Raw genomic sequence first — 18350 nt, 5'->3', positions numbered from 1 at the left:
TTTTTACTCCGGTTCAGCGGGCCAAAAACCTGACTTTCCAAGGGCTTGAAAGGTGACCTAACAAATTTTCAGGAAACTTGAAAAATATTTTGTTTTCACCCCTTGACATTGTCTGGATACGTGGTATGATGTACTCAGAATCAGACAAAAAGTATGGAAAGCTTTAAAACATTTTGGAGGCGAAAACGGGATGAAAGACCCCATCAAGTGGACAGAGAACCACATGCCCAAGAGCGAGGACAAAGAGCTGTCCATCATGGCGCTGAGCAATGTGGCCAAGGCGCGGTTTTTCCACAGCAGTTTCCCCCAGTACTCCATCACCCCTCTGGCCCGGCTGGACGGCATGGCCAAGTACCTGGGGCTGGGCGGGGTCTATGTGAAGGATGAGTCCTACCGGTTCGGTCTCAACGCCTTTAAGGTGCTGGGCGGCTCCTTCGCCATGGCCCGGTACATTGCCGGCGAGATGGGCCGGGACGTCTCCGAGATGACTTATGATTACCTGACCAGCGATGCCTTCCGCAAGGAGTTTGGCCAGGCCACCTTCTTCACCGCCACCGACGGCAACCACGGCCGGGGTGTGGCGTGGGCCGCCAACAAGCTGGGCCAGAAGGCTGTTGTACACATGCCCAAGGGCTCTAGCCAGTCCCGGTATGACAACATCGCCAAAGAGGGCGCCCAGGTCACCATCGAGGAGGTCAACTACGATGACTGCGTCCGCATGGCGGCCGCTGAGGCAGAGCAGACCGAGCACGGCGTCATCGTCCAGGACACCGCGTGGGACGGCTATGAGGAGATCCCCTCCTGGATCATGCAGGGCTACGGCACCATGGCCAATGAGGCCGCCGACCAGCTCCGGCAGATCGGCGTGAACCGGCCCACCCATGTGTTCGTGCAGGCCGGCGTGGGTTCTCTGGCCGGCGCCGTGGTGGGTTACTTCACCAACCTCTATCCCAACGATCCCCCCAAGTTCGTGGTCATGGAGGCCCGTGCCGCCGACTGCCTCTACCAGGGCGCTGTGGCCGGGGACGGCAAGCCCCGCATTGTTACCGGCGACCTCCAGACCATCATGGCCGGTCTGGCCTGCGGCGAGCCCAACACCCTCTCCTGGGACATCCTCCGCAACCACGTGAGCGCCTTTGTCTCCTGCCCCGACTGGGTGAGCGCCAAGGGCATGCGGATGCTGGGCGTGCCCGTGAAGGGCGACCCCGTGGTCATCTCCGGCGAGTCCGGCGCTGTGGGCATGGGCTGCCTGGACGCCATCATGTGTGACGACACCTACAAGGAGCTCCGGGAGAAGCTGGAGCTGAACCGCTTCAGTCAGGTGCTCATGTTCTCCACCGAGGGCAACACCGACCCGCTGAAGTTCCGCCGAGTGATTTGGGACGGCGAGTATCCCACCACCGACTCCCCCCAGCACGCCTACTAAGTTAAGAGCATGTTTTGATGAACGGATCAAATGACTGATAATGGAGGGCACTGACATGGATTTTGAGCAGATCAAGAAAGCCGCCGAGGACTACCGCGCCGACATGACCCGTTTTCTCCGGGACATGATCTCCCACCCCAGCGAGAGCTGTGAGGAGAAGGAAGTCGTGGCCTGCATCAAGACCGAGATGGAGAAGCTGGGCTACGACAAGGTTGAGGTCGACGGCCTGGGCAACGTCATCGGATGGATGGGCGAGGGCGATAAGATCATCGCCATCGACTCCCACATCGACACTGTGGGCATCGGCAACATCAACAACTGGGAGGCCGACCCCTACAAGGGCTATGAGGACGACGCCGTGATCTTCGGCCGCGGCGGTTCCGACCAGGAGGGCGGCATGGCCTCCGCTACTTACGGTGCCAAGATCATGAAGGATCTGGGCCTTATCCCCGCCGGCTACAAGATCATGGTCGTGGGCTCCGTGCAGGAGGAGGACTGCGACGGCATGTGCTGGCAGTACATCGTCAACAAGTTCTTCCCCGCCAACGGCATCAAGAAGGAGCAGGTGGAGTTCGTCATCTCCACTGAGCCCACCGACGGCGGCATCTACCGCGGCCACCGCGGCCGTATGGAGATCCGCGTGGATGTGAAGGGTGTCTCCTGCCACGGCTCCGCCCCCGAGCGCGGCGACAACGCCATTTACAAGATGGCCGACATCCTCCAGGAGGTCCGCGCCCTTAACGAGAACGACGACGCCGACACCACCGAGATCAAGGGCCTCGTGAAGATGCTCAATCCCAAGTACAACCCCGAGCACTACGAGGACGCCCGTTTCCTGGGCCGCGGCACCTGCACCACTAGCCAGATCTTCTACACCTCTCCCAGCCGCTGCGCTGTGGCTGATTCCTGCTCCATCTCCATCGATCGCCGCATGACCGCCGGTGAGACCTGGGATTCCTGCCTCCAGGAGATCCGGGACCTGCCCAGCGTAAAGAAGTACGGCGACGACGTAAAGGTCTCCATGTACATGTACGACCGTCCCTCCTGGACCGGCGAGGTGTACGAGACCGAGGCCTACTTCCCCACCTGGATCAACAAGGAGTCCGCCGCCCACGTCCAGGCTCTGGTGGACGCCCACCACGCCCTCTTCGGCGACAAGCGCCTGGGCTACACCGACGCCGACATCAAGCGGGACGCCATGCATCTGCGTGAGGGCCGCCCCCTCACCGACAAGTGGACCTTCTCCACCAACGGTGTTGCTATCCAGGGCCGCTACGGCATCCCCTGCGTGGGCTTCGGCCCCGGTGCCGAGAGCCAGGCTCACGCCCCCAACGAGATCACCTGGAAGGACGACCTGGTCCGCTGCGCCGCCCTGTATGCCGCCGTGCCCGGCCTCTACAAGGAGGAGAACAAGACCGACGACGTGACCCAGTTCCGCGCCGGCAAGACCAATAATGACATCAAGTGAGGAGCGCTTCCCCGTTTTTTAACCACAAAACATATTTTTGAATTTGAAAAGGAGACGATCCAGATGGACGCCAAGCTGCAGGCTTATATTGACAAGCTCAACAAGCTCAACTTCAAGGACATGTACAACGGTGACTTCTTCCTGACCTGGGAGAAGACCGACGACGAGATCGAGGCCGTCTTCACCGTGGCCGACGCCCTGCGCTACATGCGTGAGAACAACATCTCCACCAAGATCTTCGAGTCCGGCCTGGGCATCTCCCTGTTCCGCGACAACTCCACCCGTACCCGGTTCTCCTTCGCCTCCGCCTGCAACCTGCTGGGCCTGGAAGTCCAGGACCTGGACGAGGGCAAGAGCCAGATCGCCCACGGCGAAACCGTCCGTGAGACCGCCAACATGATCTCCTTCATGGCCGACGTCATCGGTATCCGTGATGACATGTACATCGGCAAGGGCAACAAGTACATGCACGAGGTGGTGGACGCTGTCACCGCCGGCAACAAGGACGGCGTGCTGGAGCAGAAGCCCACCCTGGTGAACCTGCAGTGCGACATCGACCACCCCACCCAGTGCATGGCCGACATGCTGCACATCATCCATGAGTTCGGCGGTGTGGAGAACCTGAAGGGCAAGAAGGTGGCCATGACCTGGGCCTACTCTCCCTCCTACGGCAAGCCCCTCTCCGTGCCCCAGGGCGTCATCGGCCTGATGACCCGCTTCGGCATGGACGTGGTCCTGGCCCATCCCGAGGGCTACGAGGTCATGCCCGAGGTGGAGGCGGTCGCCAAGAAGAACGCCGAGAAGTCCGGCGGTACCTTCACCAAGACCAACAGCATGGCTGAGGCCTTCAAGGACGCCGACATCGTGTATCCCAAGAGCTGGGCTCCCTTCGCCGCCATGGAGAAGCGCACCAACCTGTACGCTGAGGGCGACACCGACGGCATCAAGGCTCTGGAGAAGGAGCTGCTGGCTCAGAACGCCGAGCACAAGGATTGGTGCTGCACCGAGGAGCTCATGAAGACCACCAAGGACGGCAAGGCCCTCTACATGCACTGCCTGCCCGCCGATATCAACGACGTCTCCTGCAAGGACGGCGAGGTCGAGGCCTCTGTGTTCGACCGCTACCGTGATCCCCTCTACAAGGAGGCTTCCTTCAAGCCCTACATCATCGCCGCCATGATCTTCCTGGCCAAGGTGAAGGATCCCCAGGCTACCCTGAAGGCCCTGGAGGAGCGTGGGATCGCCCGCTGGTTCCAGAAGTAAGATTGCTTTCCTGGCGGCGGGTCCCTTCCCACCCGTCCGCCTGATTCCACCCATCCATTTCTGACCCTCCTGACCCCGTGGACCCACCCGCCTGATGGAACTGAACTTTCTGTGCGGGTGGGTCCTACTATTTTTTCCGAGGACAGCTTTGCTGTTCTGGAGCCCCAAAAAAGACTTCTCATGCTCGGCGGAAGTGAATTCCGCCTGCGCCAAGGGCCTGCCCGAGGCAGACCGCTTGAGCGAGCCAAAAGGCGCGGCGCGCATTGCCGCCCCAAATCCCAACAGGTTTGAAAAAACGAGGTGCAATATCATGGGTAAACGTATCGTCATCGCCCTGGGCGGCAATGCTCTGGGCGACAATCTCCCCGAGCAGATGATCGCCGTGAAGCAGACGGCCAAGGCCATTGCTGACCTCATCCAGGAGGGCCATGAGGTGGTCATTGCTCACGGCAACGGCCCTCAGGTGGGCATGATCCAGAAGGCCATGACGGAGCTCACCCGCTCCGATCCCGAGAAGTACATCCCCTGCCCCCTGTCGGTGTGCGTGGCCATGAGCCAGGGCTACATCGGCTATGACCTCCAGAACGCCCTCCGGGAGGAGCTGCTGGACCGGGGCATCGTCAAGGGCGTGGCCACCGTCCTCACCCAGGTGGAGGTGGACCCCAACGATCCCGCCTTCTCCCACCCCACCAAGCCCATCGGCGCCTTCATGACCAAGGAAGAGGCCGACAAGATGGTGGCCGAGCGCGGCTACGACGTCATCGAGGACGCCGGACGGGGCTACCGCCGTGTGGTGGCTTCTCCCAAGCCCGTGTCCATCGTGGAGATCCAGTCCATCCGGGATATGGTTGAGGCCGGCCTGGTGGTGGTGGCCTGCGGCGGCGGCGGTATCCCCGTCTTCAAGACGGAGGGTCACCACCTGAAGGGCGCGGCCGCCGTCATCGACAAGGACTTCGCCGCCTGCACCCTGGCCCAGCAGCTGGACGCCGACTGCCTCATCATCCTCACCGCCGTGGAGAAGGTGGCCATCCACTTCGGCAAGCCCGACGTGCAGTGGCTCTCCACCCTGACCCCGGCCCAGGCCGAGAAGTACATGGACGACGGGGAGTTCGCTCCCGGCTCCATGCTGCCCAAGGTCCAGGCTGCTGTCCAGTTTGCCCAGTCCAAGGAGGGCCGTACCGCTCTCATCACCCTCCTGGAGAAGGCCAAGGACGGCATCGAGGGCAAGACGGGTACCCTCATCCAGCAGTAACAGCAGAAAAGCCGCCGGTCAAAGGGGAAATCTCCCCTTTGACCGGCGGCTGAACTGTTTCATGGGGTTGACCCGGCTGAGCCTTTCCATTAAAATGTAGGAGACGAAAGAAGAGCCGGAGGGCTCGCTCATTTGGACGGTGGAGAAGTTGGAAAATACAGCGGCGAAAAAGGAGACAAAGGGACTTTCCGTCATGCTGCGGAAGTATCGGCTGCGGCTGGCCTTCCGGGTGCTGACGGCTGTGGCCACCGTGTGGGTGCTCCTTTCTGACCGCACCGCCTTCCAGGTGCTCACGGGCTGGGGCTTTTGGCAGAAGCCGTCCCCACTCCATCTGCTTTGGGTCATCTGGATGGGGGATATGGTCCTCCAGCTCATCCCCACCCGGCAGGTCATGGCTCTGGGTTCTCAGAAGCAGTTCGGATTCTGGTACCGGCCCGCCGCCGGCTGGCGGGAGGAGGAACTGGCGGCCTATATCCGAAGGAGCGACCGGGGAGCGAACAAGGTCCTGGTGTCCTGGGTGGCCGTGACCATCATCCTTGGGGTGCTGCGAAGCACTGAGGTTTTTGGACCGGAGGAGCTCCTGCTGACTTCCGTATTCTTTTATGTGTGTGATCTGATCTGCGTGGTGGTATGGTGTCCCTTCCGTACCTTTCTCATGAAGAACCGGTGCTGTACCACCTGCCGGATCTTCAACTGGGACCATATGATGATGTTTGTCCCCTTTCTCTTCGTCCCAGGCTTTTATGGCTGGACCTTGCTGGGACTGGCCGTAGTGGTGGTGGCTGTGTGGGAAGTCCTTTGGCGCCGCCACCCGGAGCGCTTCTGGGAGGGGAGCAATCAGGCCCTGCGCTGTGCCAACTGCACAGACCGCCTGTGCGGATGCTGATACGAAAAGAACAAAGCCCTGCCGTTCGTTGCGAACGGCAGGGCTTTTCCACATCCGGTGGACGGAATCAATGGGCCTCAGCGGGCTGGGCGGCGGGTACCCGGAACAGAATCCGGAAGATGAGGCGGCAGAGGGGACCGCAGTAGAGAAGATGCCAGATGAGGGCCATAGGCATGTTGCAGCCCCAGGTGTGTACCCAGGTGCCGAAGCTGGGCTCCTTAAAGAGGAGGGTGGCGATGAGACTCATGGTGGGGCACATGATGCACACGATCATGGTGGAGATGGCGTAGGTGATGAGCTGGGGCCGGTCAGTGGGGCGCATGAAGGTAAAGGCCAGACGGGTGGCCAGCTTCTCCACCACGAAGAATTCCAGCACAAAGGCGATGGGGGCCATGATGGGCAGCTCATGGAGGGCTATCAGGAAGGTCTGGTTGGTGACGCCGCCGGTGTTGAGGGCCACATTGTAGACGATCATTCCGTAGACCATGATGATTGCCATGATGATGGTGAAGACCACGTTTTGAAATTTGGTTTGAGGAATGGGAGGGGGCTCCTTTCCAGAATGAGATGTGAGCCGCAAGGCAAAAAAAGAAGGCCGCGAAACCCTCGTCTCGCGACCTTCTTCTTCACTGCGACTACTGTTATGCCCCTATTCTAGCCCATTTTCTCCGGCCTTGTAAGTGTTTTTTTGCCGATTTGAAAAAACGGCAGGTTCCACAAGGGGAGAGGAGGGAGAAGGGCACGCCCTTGTCACATCTGCGGAGGAAAAGAGCTTACTTCTCCTGGATGTACTTGTGGATGGCGGCTGCGGCCTGCTTGCCGGCGCCCATGGCCAGGATGACGGTGGCGGCGCCGGTGACGGCGTCACCGCCGGCGTAGACGCCGGTGCGGCTGGTGAGGCCGTCCTCGCCGTTGGTGACGATGCAGCCGTGCTTGTTGGTCTCCAGACCGGGGGTGGTGGAGCGGATGAGGGGGTTGGGGGAGGTGCCGATGGACATGATCATGGTGTCCACATCCAGCACGAACTCGCTGTCGGGGACGGGCACGGGGCGGCGGCGGCCGGAGGCGTCAGGCTCGCCCAGCTCCATCCGGATGCACTTCATGCCCTTGACATGGCCGGTCTCGTCACCCAGGACCTCCACGGGGTTGGTGAGCAGGCGGAAGATGATACCCTCCTCCTCGGCGTGCTCCACCTCCTCCTTACGGGCGGGGAGCTCGTCCATGCTGCGGCGGTAGACGATGTAGACGTTTTCGGCGCCCAGGCGCTTGGCGCAGCGGGCGGCGTCCATGGCCACGTTGCCGCCGCCCACCACGGCCACGGATTTGCTCTTGGCGATGGGGGTGTGGCTGTCGGGGCGGTAGGCCTTCATCAGGTTCACCCGGGTGAGGTACTCGTTGGCGGAGTAGACCCCGTTGAGGGTCTCGCCGGGGATGCCCATAAAGGAGGGGAGACCGGCGCCGGAGGCCAGGTAGACGCACTCGTAGCCCATATCTTCCATCAGCTCGTCCACGGTGAGCACCTTGCCGATGACCATGTTGGTCTGGAATTCCACGCCCATGGCCTCCAGGGTGGCGATCTCCTTGCGGACCAGCTCCTTGGGGAGACGGAACTCGGGGATGCCGTAAACCAGCACGCCGCCGGGGGTGTGGAGGGCCTCAAAGACGGTGACGGCGTAGCCCAGCTTGGCCAGGTCGCCGGCGCAGGTGAGGCCGCTGGGGCCGGAGCCCACCACCGCCACCTTGTGGACGTTGGGGGCGGCCTTCACCGGCTCCTCGTGAGCATGCTCACGGTGCCAGTCGGCCACGAAGCGCTCCAGTCGGCCAATGGCCACCGGCTCACCCTTGACGCCCCGGACGCACTTGCCCTCGCACTGGCTCTCCTGGGGGCAGACCCGACCGCAGACAGCGGCCAGAGTGGTGGACTGGGACAGAACCTCATAGGCCCCGGCGAAGTCCTCCTCGGCCACCTTGCCGATGAAGGCGGGGATATCAATGCCCACGGGACAGCCGCTGTGGCAGGGCTTCTTTGGGCAGTTGAGGCAGCGCTTGGCCTCCTCCACGGCCATCTCAGCGGTATAGCCCAGGGCCACCTCGTCAAAGTTGTGGCTGCGGACCTCAGGGTCCTGGCTGGGCATGGGGCATTTTGTCAAACTCATATTGGCCATGGTCAGCGTACCTCCTGGTTCAAAAGATTGCAGGCCTCTTCCCGGGCGTGGGCCTCGAAGTCCTTGTACATGGCGCCACGGTGGATGGCCTCGTCAAAGTCCACCTCAAAGCCGTCGAATTCCGGTCCGTCCACGCAGGCGAACCGGGTCTTGCCGCCCACAGTGAGCCGGCAGCCGCCGCACATGCCGGTGCCGTCGATCATGATGGGGTTCATGGAGACCACCGTCTTCACGTTGTACTTCTTGGTGACGGCCACCACGAACTTCATCATCACCAGGGGACCGATGGCGATGACCTCGTCGTAGTTCTCACCGGCCTGGATGAGCTCCTCCAGGGCGGCGGTGACCAGACCCTTGCGGCCGCAGCTGCCGTCATCGCTCATGAGAACGAACTTGTCGCTGCAGGCGCGGAACTCGTCCTCCAGAATGACCAGGTCCTGGTTCCGGAAGCCCACCACGCTGTGGACCTCGGCGCCCTTCTCGTGGAGGGCCTTGGCCACCGGCAGAGCGATGGCACAGCCCACGCCGCCGCCAACCACGCAGACCTTCTTGAGACCGTCCAGCTCGCTGGCCCGGCCCAGAGGGCCTACGAAGTCATGGAGAGACTCGCCCTCCTTCAGAGCGTTGAGCTCCATGGTGCCGCCACCCACCACCTGGAAGATGACGGTAACGGTGCCCTTTTCACGGTCATAGTCGGCCACGGTGAGGGGAATGCGCTCGGAGTCGGCACCCGCCCGCAGAATGACAAACTGGCCGGGCAGGGCCTTCTTGGCGATGAGGGGGGCTTCCACCACCATCTTGGTGACAGTGGGGTTCAGGGGTGTTTTTTCCACGATACGGTACATGATGTGCTCCTCCCTTAGTCAATGATGGGCTGGGAAAAAAGAAAAGCAACCGCCGTAACCAGCCCGTGCGCGCAAGCACTTCGTTACAGCCGTTGCCAAATCAATTTCACGCTATTTAGTTTAGCACATCTCATAGGAAAAGAACAGATGAAAATTCAGGTCTGCAAAAAAAATATGAGAATGCACAAATACGGGACCGGCAGGCTGTGCGATTTTCCCAGAAAACGGCGTGTATGCAGCAAAGTAGCAGGTCCATCCCCTCCGGCAACGGCCGGAGGGGATGGGTTCCCGCTGGTTTACAGGCCGGGATTGCAGCTGGTGGCGAGGAGATCCTCCCAGGTCTGCCGCCGGACCATGAGCCCGGAGCGGCCCTCCTTCACCAGAGCCACAGCTGGGATGGGGTTGGAGTTATAGTTGCTGGCCATGGAATAGCCGTAGGCGCCGGTGGAGAAGACGGCCAGGGTGTCTCCTGCCTCCAGGGTGGGGAGGGCGGCGTCACGGAGGAGGACGTCCCCCGACTCGCAGCACTTGCCACACACCGTCACCGTCTCTGTGGCGGGGGCCTCCGCCTTGTTGGCGGCGATGGCCCGGTACTTGGCCTGGTAGAGGGCGGGGCGGATGTTGTCGGTCATGCCGCCGTCCACGGACACGTACTTCCGCACCCCAGGGATGTCCTTGATGGACCCCACGGTATAGAGGGTAATGCCGGCCTCGCCGACCACACTGCGCCCGGGCTCGGTGACCACCGCCGGACGGGGGAGCCCCAGATCCCGGAAGAAGGTATCGATGCGCTCCATGAGGGGGTCCAGGTACCAGCCGTAGCCCTTGGGCACCTCATCGGTGTAGCAGATGCCGAAGCCGCCGCCCACATTGAGCTCGGTCATGGCGAAGTGATAGCGCGTCCAGGTCTCCTTCACCAGGCCCAGCACCACCTCCAGAGCCTCCAGGTAAGGGCGAACCTCAAAGAGCTGGGAGCCCACGTGGAAGTGGAGGCCCAGCAGGTCCACCCACGGGGAGTCAATGGCGGCTTTGATGGCGGGGTAAATGATATCCTCGTCCAGGGGAATGCCGAACTTGGAATCCTTCTTGCCAGTGATGATATAGTCGTGGGTGTCGGCCTTGACGCCGGGGGTGACCCGGTAGAGGACCTTCATTTTCTTGCCCTTCCGGGCGCAGATGGACTCCAGCAGGGAGAGCTCCTGGAGACCATCGATGATAATGCGGCCCACGCCGCTCTCCACCGCCAGCTCCAGCTCGGCGGGCAGCTTGTTGTTGCCGTTGAACTCAATGCGCTCGGCAGGGAAATCAGCAGAGAGGGCGCAGGTGAGCTCACCGCCGGAGACCACATCCACGCACAGTCCTGCATCTTTGACCAGCCGCAGCAGGGCGGGGGTGCAGAAGGCCTTGGCGGCATAGGCCGCCCGGGTGTTCTCCCACTTGTCCAGAAACTCGGTGTGAAGGGCCCGGAAACGGTCCTCCAAAGCGGTCTGGGAGTAGGCGTACAGCGGGGTGCCGTAGGTCTTGGCCAGGGCAGTGGTGTCACAGCCGTCAAAATAAAGGGTGTTGTCTCGGATCTCCATGCACATAGGTGGTTCCCTCCCAATCTTTGGTGAAAGGGAGCAAAGGCTCCCCAAAATCATCTGGCCACTATTATACCAGCTTTGGCCCGGGGCGCAACCGGAAACCCGCAAAATGGGACCTGTTTTTTGGGGCGGAGACGGCGCGCCGCCTGGACAAAAAGGGCCCCGGACATGGTGTCCGGGGCCCTTTTCGCGTATCCTACAAACAGGAATGGCAGGATGTGATATGTCCCCCTTCCCGTAAAAGGGGCGTGCTCAGCGGTTCCGCTCCCGTTCCTCCGCCATCCGGCGGGCGATTTCCTGAAACTTGGCAGTGACATAGCCGTAGTTGTCCCGCTGGTGGGGCAGAGTACAGCGGCTGCAGTCCTTGATTCCCTTTTCCGTGTAGCGGAAGTTACCGCCGCAGTCGGGACCAAGTGCGTAAAGGGGGCAGTAGCAGAAGAGGCAGTTGAAGTTGTCCGGGTCGTTGGTGGGATGGCAGGGGAAGTACTCGCACTGACGATGGGAGAAGAAGGAAAAGGCTTTGCCTTTCCAGTTGGGGGCGCCTGCACCGGCGCGGTCACGTTCACTCATGGCGGACTCCTTTCCATCATGGCGGTCTCCGGGCAGCAAAAAAGCTGCACGGCCCAAGCAGCGTGCAGCAATAGCCTCCCGCCGGACAGGGCGGGAGCGCGGCACCCTCTCAGGCTCGGAGAGGTTTTTGTGTGCGTCATACGCAGGCAGGTATTCTGACTTCGGCGTCCAGCGCGGTCCCCGCCTTCCCGGAGCATTTAACTCCAGTGACATCTGAGGGCCCCTCCGCCAACACAGCAACGGCTTTGTGCGGGATTCTCACCCGACTTCCCTTGTAAAGCGCCATTGGCGCACCTGCGTACCAGAGATATTCAACTGTGCCGGTGGAAGATCCTGCCGGCTAACATCATGATACCGGCTTTTTGAGTCTCTGTCAAGGGGGGCTTTTTCCACCATCTGGGCCAAAAGGTGGAAAAAAGACCCCGCCGTCCATGGGACGACGGGGTCTGGAAGGAAAAGGGTCACAGGAGGTAGAAGAGCATTTTGCAAACCTCGGCCCGGGTGACGGAGTCGTTGGGTCGGAGGAGGCCGTTGTAGCCGGAGATGATGCCCTGACCCACCAGGGACTCCACGTAGGAGAGGGACCAGGCGGGGACGGAGGCGGCATCGGTAAAGTCGGTGAGGGGCTGGCTCACATAGCCCTTGCCCTGGATGCGGCCTAGGATGGTCATGGCTTCGGCCCGGCTGATAGAGGCGGTAGCCCGGCCCATGAGGACGCCGTTGTCCAGGCTGCCCTTGATGATGCCCTCAGCGTACATGGCCTTCATGGCGTCCACACACCAGGAGGGTGTGGTGTCCAGATCGGCGAAGGGGAGGGTGACATCGGAATAGGCGGTGAGGTCCAGCCCCAGCCAGCGGGCCACCATCAGGGAGAACTCGCCCCGGGTGATATTCTTGTCAGGCTGGAAGAGGAGACCGGCGCTGGACTCCACACCCTGAACAACACCCATGTCATAAAGGTAGGTGGTGTAGAGATCGGCCCAGTGGGCGGTCATATCCACGAAGGGGCTCTGAGAGGTGGTAGAGCCATCTTCGTTGGTGGTGGGAAGGATGTTGTAGGAGCCGCGGCCCACATTGCCGCTCTGGTCCACAGCGGTGACGGTGAGCCGGTGGAGCTTGCCGTCGCTGGTGGGGAGGGTGTAGGTCAGGGTGCCGGTGGACTCGTTCCAGGTGAAGTCCACGCTCTTGCCGTCCAGGGTCAGGGTGATGGCCGACTTGGCAAAGTCCTTGTCAATGTTGTCGGAGACGTAACCAGTGAGCTTGCCGTTCTCGGCAGTGACAGTGACGGTGGGGACGGTCTCATCGGTTAGGTCCTCTGTCGCGGTGGTGAACTGATCCAGATAGATGGTGCCGATGGCCTTTTCGCCGCCGCCATAGACCACGGTGAGTCCCTGGAGGGAAACGGCATTCTCAGGCAGGGCGGCAGTCAGGTGCTTCCAGCCGGTGAAGTCCAGAGCGGAGAGAACCACGTCGCTGGTGTTGCCGGTGCTGTCGGCGATGGTGGCGGTGAGGGTGTTGCCGGAGCCGTCACCGTAGACCCACATGCTCAGGTAACGGTCGCCGGTGGGGATGGCCAGGGAAGCGCCCAGAGAGGCGGAGCCGGTCTCACCGGCGCTGTAATCCACCCGGGCACTCTGCTTGCCGTAGCGGACCAGATCGGCGGAGGATTCCCGGTTGATCACCGCGTTGGAGGAACTGGTGAGGGCGGACAGACCCTCATCGGTCTCGAAGTCATCCAGGGTACGGATGTGGCCTGCCACGGTGATGGGAATGGTGATGTAGGTGCCGCCGGCGCTGACGGTGAGATTTCCGGTGGCGCTCTTGGTCCCGGCAGTAAAGACGCCGTTTTCATCCACGGTGCCCACGGCGGGGTCTACCGACCAGGTGTAACAGGTGTCCTGACTGGTGAGTGAGATCTTCTTCCACACAGCGCTGGCAGTGAGGTCCACACTCTCCTGGGGGTCCAGGGCCAGCGCGGTGACTGGAGCGCCGGTGGTCTGGTTGGTCACCGAGATGGAGTCGGGGGTCTTGACCACGGTGATAGAGGCGCTGCCCTCGGCCCGGCCCGAGGAGGCGGTGACCTGGGTGGTGCCGCTCTCACTGCCGGCGGTGAAGACGCCGTTTACATCCACGATGCCGTCGCCGTTGCGGATGGACCAGGAGACGGTGGTGTTGTCCGAGAAGGTGTAGCCGTTTTCGTCCACAGGAGTGGCCTTGAGCTCCGCCTGGGCGCCGGAGAGGACCACCGAGTCATAGGGGGTGACGTAATAGTGATCCAATACCCCGTTGGGCTCCAGTTCGGAGACCAGGAAGATGCCATTGCTGACGGTGCGCAGGCTGCCGTCGGAGGGAGAGTTGAGGATCTCCATGGAGGAACTGCCTGGCATGGTGGCGCCGATGGTGGTGGAGCCGCCGCCGTCCAGGGCCACGGCCTCCACGCATCCAAGCTCTATGAGACGCTGGGCCACCTGGGTGAGGGTGGCGCCTACGCTGTAACCGGACTGCCGGCCGTCAATGGCGTAGAAAATCACACTGCCGTCGGCCTTGATGCCGATGGCGGTACGGGGGTTGGCGGTGGAGTCGGTCTGGGGTCCCACCTGGCCGTTGGTGACGATCTTGTAGTAGCCGCCGATGGCGGTGACCACATCGTTCCACCGGCTGTCGGCGGCGGTAACATCAATGCTCACCTGGTCGCCGGGCTTCAGGGAGGATACCTGGCCCAGGAGCCACGCGTTGTTCTGCTTGTTGACGGTGAGGACCAGCTTGCCCTCCGGGATCTGGATGGAGGTGGTGGACTCCAGCACCTGGTCGACGGTGCACACCAGACGTCCGCCCACAGTGAGCTCGTCGGAGAGGAGCAGAGAGCCGGTGACCTCGTCCACCTCGCGGGTGCCCTCGGCGGGGAGAGCGGCCTCCGCGTCCTGGGAGTCGGCGGCAATATCGTCAGAGGACGCGGCCTCCGTATTTGTGTCCTGTGTCTCTTCGGAGGCCTCTGCGGTACCCTCCGAAGCAGTACCGTCGGTGTCGGTAACGTCCAGATCCACATCCACGGTCTGGCCCACATTGGTGGTGACAGGGGTGAGGATCACGTCGTAGCCGGGACTGGTATGCTGGGTGGTGGTACTGAACTCGTCGGTATAGAGGTACAGACCGCCCTCATGGGTGCCGTCGGCGGCGGTGCGGGTCTTGTTCACATCGGTGACCCGCATGGTGGAGCCATTGAAGGTGGCGGTGACAGCCAGGTCGGGCTTGCCGATGAAGGCAGTACCGTCGGGCAGGAAACCCACGGCATAGTAGCCGCCGGAGGTTGTGCGCAGAACGCCGTCGCTGATGATGACGCCCAGGGCGTTGCCGGTGGACAGGTCGAAGAAGTCACCGTTGACGCCGCCCACTACCCGGAGCCCCTGGGCCTCCAGGGACTTGGCCATGGCGGACAGATCCTGCCGGGACATGAGCTTGTCCCCGTAAACCACTACGGGGTAGACGCCGTCGGCAGGGGAGTAGGAGATGTACCGCTCGGTGCGCAGGTCGGACTTGGAGTTGCTCCAGAAGACCTGCTCCACCAGCTCGGAGCCAGGTGCCAGGGAGACGGTTCCTCCGTGGAGCTCGTCCCCCAGAGCGATGGACGCGGACGCGGTGGGGGAGAGACCCACCAGAACAGCCAAGGCCAGCGCAGTGGCCCGGATGCCAAATCGTTTCATGCTGTTGCCTCCAAAAATCAGTGCAGGGTGTAAGGGAACGGGACTGGCCGCTGGGCGGCCCATCCATGATAGGTATAATCCTAACACACCCCCCCTTTTTTGTAAACGGCAGAGGTTGGGAAAAGCTGTCGTTTTGCGGCTGGAGAGACCAATGTTAGGAAAAAGTTAGAATGTCGGCGCTGCAAATGAAAAGCCCGGCAGGCCGGGTCATGACGGCCTGCCGGGACGGTATGCAGAGCATTGGAATCAGGGGGTGGATTGCTCAGGGGGAGGGGGCGGCGGAGGGGATTTGCGTATCTTGGGAAGGGTCGTTTCCAGCGTGGCGCTCTCCTGCCGCTCCAGCAGCTCGCCAATGAGTTGGTTGGAGATGAGAAAGCCGATGGGAGTGAGCCGCCAGCGGTGCCCGTCCCGGGCTGCCCAGCCGTTGTGCTCGTACTCGGCCAGCTTGGCCTCGATGGGGTCGAAGTTCATAAAATATTCCCGGCGATACTCCCACTCCTCGATGCCGCGGGTGGTCCGCAGACGGAGCATGAGGTACTCTCCGGAGCGCTCCCGTTTGGGGATTAGGTCGTCGGAGTCGATGATGGGCTTGCCGCCCAGCACGCCGTCAATGTAGCCGTCCAGGTCCCGGAGGAAGGAGAAGCGCCGGCCGCCGAAGTCGGAGTGGGCACCGGGGCCGAAACCCAGGTAGGGCCGGGTGAGCCAGTATTTCAGGTTGTGCCGGGACTGGAAACCGGACTGAGCGAAGTTGGAGATCTCATATTGGTGGTAGCCGGCGTGCTCCAGCCGGGCCACCATCCACAGGTACATATCAGCCTGCATGTCGTCATCAGGGAGCGTCTCACCACGGGACACCCGGGCGCACAGCGGGGTGCCCTCCTCCACCTTCAGGCCGTAGCCGGAGATGTGCTGGGGCTGAAGGGCGATGGCCTTCTCCACCGAGTCCTGCCACCGGGCCATGTCTTGACCGGGCAGGCCGTACATCAGGTCCAGGGTCAGGTTTTTGATCTTGGCCTCACGAATGGCTGCCACCGCCTCCTGGACCTGCTGGAAGGTGTGGGGGCGGTGGATGGATGCGAGCTCATCGTCGTGGGCGGACTGCATCCCTAGGGAGACGCGATTGATCCCTGCCCTGCGGAGCCGCACCATGCTCTTCTTGTCGACGCTCTCGGGATTGGCCTCCATGGTGATCTCGGCATTGCCGGCCACCTCGAACTTCCGCCGGATCACGGAGAGCAGCTCCCGGATACGCTTTTCCCCGTAGCAGCTGGGGGTGCCGCCGCCGAAGTAGATGGTGTCCACCAGATAGCCCTTGGCCTGGGGGGCGGTCTCCTTGATGTGGGTTAGCAGAGCCTTCTGGTAGTCATCCATGCGCTCGGTGCGGCCGGACAGGGAGTAGAAGTCACAGTAGTCGCACTTGCTTTTGCAAAACGGTATGTGGATGTAGAGGCCCAGCTGCTTTCCCATGGCGGTCCCACCTTATTATGGAATCGGTTTATTTTATTCATTATACCGCGATTTTGGTCCAATGGCAATGAAGGACGGGTAATTTCCCGGAGAATGTAAAATAGGCTTGACAAATATGTAAAGTATGCTATGCTAAAAACGTAAAGTAAACTATACATAACGGAGAGGAGGGGAGGCCATGCGCAACCGGATCGCCGAGCTGCGGCGGGAGCGGCGGATCACCCAGGAGGAGCTGGGGGCGGCGGTAGGGGTCACCCGGCAGACCATCATCTCTTTGGAGAACGGCCGCTACAACGCATCGCTGCTGCTGGCCCATAAGATTGCCCGCTACTTTGACCTGACCATCGAGGAGCTCTTTTTGTTTGAGGAGGATGAGACATGAGAGAACGTATGAAAAAACTGTGGTCCTGGACGGCCTTTCTGGGGGGTATCGTCCTGCTGGCCGCCGCCATCTGGCTGGATGAGAGCGTCCCCAACTGGGTCAACGGGCTGCTGTGCGGCTTCGGCGGCGCCGCGCTGGGGGCGGGGGGCTCCGGTCTGGCTGTGGGCTGGATCACCAGGTGCCTGTCCCCCAAGGAGCGTGCGGAGGTGATCCTGGCCGAGACCGACGAGCGGAACGTGGCCATCCGAGAAAAGGCGGCCCAGGACAGCTGGTACTGGACAGGGTGGCTGCTGTGGGTGCCCTTTGTGGCGTCGCTGGTGACAGGGGAGAGCCTGTTCATCGCTCTTACCGCCGGAGTCATTGTTCTGCACAACGCCTTCCTGCTGGTCAACATGGCCCGCTGGTCCAGAAGGATGTGAGGCCATGGGTGTGGAAAAGCAGATCCGGCGGGTGAGCCTCACCGTACCGCCGGAGCGGGCAGGGCAGAAGGTGGACACTCTGCTGCGGAAGGAGCTGGGCCTCTCGGGCACGGTGATCCGGCGGATCAAGTGGCTGGAGGACGGCATCCTGCTGGACGGCGAGCGGGTCTTCACCAGCCGGCGGGTGGAGCCGGGGCAGGTGCTCACCGTGCGGCTCTCCGACCCCGAGCGGCGCAGCGGGGTGGTCCCTGCGCCGGGACCTCTGGACATCGTCTACGAGGACGGGGACATGCTGGTCCTCAACAAGGCCCCTGGGGTGTTGGTCCACCCCGGCGCCGGCCACTTTGCCGATACAATCGGTAATTTTCTGTTGGATTATTACGATCGGACCGGGGTGGAGGCCGACTTCCACCCGGTTCACCGGCTGGACAAGGGGACGTCCGGGCTCATGGTGGTGGCCAAGCACCCTCACGCCCAAGAGGTGCTGAAGAACCAGCTTCACACGTCGGAATTCCGGCGAATCTATCTGGCGGTGTGCCTGGGTGGACCGGCGGAGGAGCGTGGGACCGTGGACGCCCCCATTGGCATGGCGGAGGGTTCCATCGTGGCCCGGGCGGTGCGGTCGGACGGCCTGCCTGCACGGACACACTACCGGGTCCTGGAGCGGCGGGGGGACCGTGCCCTGGTGCGGTTGGAGCTGGAGTCGGGACGGACCCACCAGATCCGGGTCCACATGGCCCATCTGGGCTGTCCCTTGGCGGGGGACTTTCTCTACGGCACGGAGGATAAGGACCTCATCCCCCGTCCTGCCCTCCACTCATCGGAGCTCACCGTCCGCCAGCCCGTCACCGGGGAGACGCTCACCTTTACCTGCTCTCTGCCGGAGGATATGGTCCGGCTGATGGGGCCAGAAACATAACAGA

Annotated in this window: 15 protein-coding genes and 1 riboswitch; of the genes, 8 read left to right on the top strand and 7 right to left on the bottom strand. The window is 62.1% G+C overall.

What is annotated here, in order from left to right; genetic code table 11:
• The first annotated feature begins 190 nt into the window (after positions 1–190).
• The 5 genes from dpaL (at position 191) to E0E29_RS13725 (ending at position 6295) form a co-directional block, all read left to right on the top strand.
• Positions 191–1426, top strand: a complete 1236-nt coding sequence (gene dpaL, locus E0E29_RS13745; protein ID WP_130850319.1) for a diaminopropionate ammonia-lyase — start codon at positions 191–193, stop codon at positions 1424–1426.
• Between the two features lie 55 nt (positions 1427–1481).
• Positions 1482–2894, top strand: a complete 1413-nt coding sequence (locus tag E0E29_RS13740; RefSeq protein WP_130850318.1) for a YgeY family selenium metabolism-linked hydrolase — start codon at positions 1482–1484, stop codon at positions 2892–2894.
• Between the two features lie 63 nt (positions 2895–2957).
• Complete coding sequence (gene ygeW, locus E0E29_RS13735) at positions 2958–4157, top strand: knotted carbamoyltransferase YgeW (RefSeq protein ID WP_130850317.1); 1200 nt, start codon at positions 2958–2960, stop codon at positions 4155–4157.
• A gap of 310 nt (positions 4158–4467) precedes the next feature.
• The gene (arcC, locus tag E0E29_RS13730; RefSeq protein ID WP_130850316.1) at positions 4468–5409 is read left to right on the top strand and encodes a carbamate kinase; all 942 of its coding nucleotides are present in this window, start codon (positions 4468–4470) and stop codon (positions 5407–5409) included.
• A gap of 193 nt (positions 5410–5602) precedes the next feature.
• Positions 5603–6295 carry a hypothetical protein gene (locus tag E0E29_RS13725; RefSeq protein ID WP_130850315.1) on the top strand — a complete coding sequence of 231 codons (693 nt, stop codon included), beginning with the start codon at positions 5603–5605 and terminating at the stop codon, positions 6293–6295.
• 67 nt (positions 6296–6362) lie between these two features.
• Here E0E29_RS13725 and E0E29_RS13720 read toward each other — a convergent pair whose 3' ends face one another.
• The 7 genes from E0E29_RS13720 to hemW form a co-directional block, all read right to left on the bottom strand.
• The gene (locus tag E0E29_RS13720; RefSeq protein WP_130850888.1) at positions 6363–6836 is read right to left on the bottom strand and encodes a DUF2798 domain-containing protein; all 474 of its coding nucleotides are present in this window, start codon (positions 6834–6836) and stop codon (positions 6363–6365) included.
• 232 nt (positions 6837–7068) lie between these two features.
• Positions 7069–8460: an NADPH-dependent glutamate synthase gene (gltA, locus tag E0E29_RS13715; RefSeq protein ID WP_130850314.1), complete on the bottom strand. Its 1392-nt coding sequence runs from the start codon at positions 8458–8460 to the stop codon at positions 7069–7071.
• Positions 8461–8462: 2 nt separating this feature from the next.
• Positions 8463–9305 (bottom strand): sulfide/dihydroorotate dehydrogenase-like FAD/NAD-binding protein, encoded by an 843-nt coding sequence (locus E0E29_RS13710; protein WP_130850313.1) that lies wholly within the window; start codon positions 9303–9305, stop codon positions 8463–8465.
• Between the two features lie 296 nt (positions 9306–9601).
• Complete coding sequence (gene lysA, locus E0E29_RS13705; protein ID WP_130850312.1) at positions 9602–10891, bottom strand: diaminopimelate decarboxylase; 1290 nt, start codon at positions 10889–10891, stop codon at positions 9602–9604.
• A gap of 249 nt (positions 10892–11140) precedes the next feature.
• Positions 11141–11458: a cysteine-rich small domain-containing protein gene (locus tag E0E29_RS13700; protein ID WP_130850311.1), complete on the bottom strand. Its 318-nt coding sequence runs from the start codon at positions 11456–11458 to the stop codon at positions 11141–11143.
• A gap of 128 nt (positions 11459–11586) precedes the next feature.
• Positions 11587–11771: riboswitch (cobalamin riboswitch) on the bottom strand.
• 148 nt (positions 11772–11919) lie between these two features.
• A complete protein-coding gene (locus E0E29_RS13695) occupies positions 11920–15159 on the bottom strand; it encodes a phosphodiester glycosidase family protein (RefSeq protein WP_130850310.1) in 3240 nt (1079 codons plus the stop codon).
• Positions 15160–15405: 246 nt separating this feature from the next.
• Positions 15406–16626: a radical SAM family heme chaperone HemW gene (gene hemW, locus E0E29_RS13690; RefSeq protein WP_130850309.1), complete on the bottom strand. Its 1221-nt coding sequence runs from the start codon at positions 16624–16626 to the stop codon at positions 15406–15408.
• A gap of 178 nt (positions 16627–16804) precedes the next feature.
• On the opposite strand from hemW, the gene E0E29_RS13685 reads away from it, so the two are divergent.
• Genes E0E29_RS13685 through E0E29_RS13675 form a run of 3 tightly spaced genes read left to right on the top strand, consistent with a single transcriptional unit; the run spans position 16805 to position 18346 of the window.
• Positions 16805–17008 carry a helix-turn-helix transcriptional regulator gene (locus E0E29_RS13685; RefSeq protein WP_130850308.1) on the top strand — a complete coding sequence of 68 codons (204 nt, stop codon included), beginning with the start codon at positions 16805–16807 and terminating at the stop codon, positions 17006–17008.
• Complete coding sequence (locus E0E29_RS13680) at positions 17005–17427, top strand: hypothetical protein (RefSeq protein ID WP_130850307.1); 423 nt, start codon at positions 17005–17007, stop codon at positions 17425–17427. The genes E0E29_RS13685 and E0E29_RS13680 overlap by 4 nt, the downstream gene beginning before the upstream one ends.
• Before the next feature lie 4 nt (positions 17428–17431).
• Positions 17432–18346: an RluA family pseudouridine synthase gene (locus E0E29_RS13675; RefSeq protein ID WP_130850306.1), complete on the top strand. Its 915-nt coding sequence runs from the start codon at positions 17432–17434 to the stop codon at positions 18344–18346.
• Positions 18347–18350: the final 4 nt, after the last annotated feature.

Source organism: Intestinimonas timonensis, assembly GCF_900626145.1.
Lineage (GTDB): Bacteria > Bacillota > Clostridia > Oscillospirales > Oscillospiraceae > Intestinimonas > Intestinimonas aquisgranensis.
Note: the sequence above shows the minus strand (reverse complement) of the source record. Positions and strands in the feature narration are given on the sequence as shown.

Coding starts and splice junctions, on each gene's coding strand:
- E0E29_RS13685 (WP_130850308.1), top strand. CDS start 16,805: ATGCGCAACCGGATCGCCGAGCTGCGGCGGGAGCGGCGGATCACCCAG.
- E0E29_RS13680 (WP_130850307.1), top strand. CDS start 17,005: ATGAGAGAACGTATGAAAAAACTGTGGTCCTGGACGGCCTTTCTGGGG.
- E0E29_RS13695 (WP_130850310.1), bottom strand. CDS start 15,159: ATGAAACGATTTGGCATCCGGGCCACTGCGCTGGCCTTGGCTGTTCTG.
- gltA (WP_130850314.1), bottom strand. CDS start 8,460: ATGGCCAATATGAGTTTGACAAAATGCCCCATGCCCAGCCAGGACCCT.
- dpaL (WP_130850319.1), top strand. CDS start 191: ATGAAAGACCCCATCAAGTGGACAGAGAACCACATGCCCAAGAGCGAG.
- hemW (WP_130850309.1), bottom strand. CDS start 16,626: ATGGGAAAGCAGCTGGGCCTCTACATCCACATACCGTTTTGCAAAAGC.
- ygeW (WP_130850317.1), top strand. CDS start 2,958: ATGGACGCCAAGCTGCAGGCTTATATTGACAAGCTCAACAAGCTCAAC.
- E0E29_RS13675 (WP_130850306.1), top strand. CDS start 17,432: ATGGGTGTGGAAAAGCAGATCCGGCGGGTGAGCCTCACCGTACCGCCG.
- E0E29_RS13710 (WP_130850313.1), bottom strand. CDS start 9,305: ATGTACCGTATCGTGGAAAAAACACCCCTGAACCCCACTGTCACCAAG.
- E0E29_RS13725 (WP_130850315.1), top strand. CDS start 5,603: ATGCTGCGGAAGTATCGGCTGCGGCTGGCCTTCCGGGTGCTGACGGCT.
- E0E29_RS13700 (WP_130850311.1), bottom strand. CDS start 11,458: ATGAGTGAACGTGACCGCGCCGGTGCAGGCGCCCCCAACTGGAAAGGC.
- E0E29_RS13740 (WP_130850318.1), top strand. CDS start 1,482: ATGGATTTTGAGCAGATCAAGAAAGCCGCCGAGGACTACCGCGCCGAC.
- lysA (WP_130850312.1), bottom strand. CDS start 10,891: ATGTGCATGGAGATCCGAGACAACACCCTTTATTTTGACGGCTGTGAC.
- arcC (WP_130850316.1), top strand. CDS start 4,468: ATGGGTAAACGTATCGTCATCGCCCTGGGCGGCAATGCTCTGGGCGAC.